The sequence below is a fragment of the Pantoea sp. ANP04 genome, assembly GCF_041982285.1.
Lineage (GTDB): Bacteria > Pseudomonadota > Gammaproteobacteria > Enterobacterales > Enterobacteriaceae > Pantoea > Pantoea eucalypti.
Genome location: NZ_JAUTYS010000185.1, coordinates 1 through 520 on the forward strand (window position 1 = coordinate 1; position 520 = coordinate 520).

General features: G+C 50.4%; 2 tRNA genes. Both read left to right on the top strand.

From position 1 onward, the window contains the following. Positions 1-97: 97 nt before the first annotated feature. Positions 98-174 (top strand) — tRNA-Ile (locus tag Q7C21_RS23005). A 142-nt stretch (positions 175-316) separates the two neighbouring features. Further along, a tRNA-Ala gene (locus Q7C21_RS23010) sits at positions 317-392 on the top strand. Positions 393-520: the final 128 nt, after the last annotated feature.

Here is a 520-nt window from a genome sequence, read left to right on the forward strand (position 1 = left end):
ACCTGCGGTTGGATCACCTCCTTACCTGAAGATACCTTCCCGCGCAGTGTCCACACAGATTGTCTGATAAAAAGTAACGAGCAGAAAAAACCTCTACAGGCTTGTAGCTCAGGTGGTTAGAGCGCACCCCTGATAAGGGTGAGGTCGGTGGTTCAAGTCCACTCAGGCCTACCAAATTCGCACTCACGCTGCGTTATGTCTCCGGCTCGCATAGTTCACTATGCTTCGCGGAAACATGCCTTGCCTGAGCACGAATTGCATTTCTCACGAAGTGTACTCGGTTGAGTGGTAGTAGTGGTCTCTGCAGTAACTGTATGGGGCTATAGCTCAGCTGGGAGAGCGCCTGCCTTGCACGCAGGAGGTCAGCGGTTCGATCCCGCTTAGCTCCACCATACCGTTTATCTGTTTTTTCTGAATACTTCAGAGCGTACCGGCAACGGTGTGCTGCGAAGTATTATGCTCTTTAACAATCCGGAACAAGCTGAAAATTGAAACGACGTGTCGTTTTCATTCTCCGTAA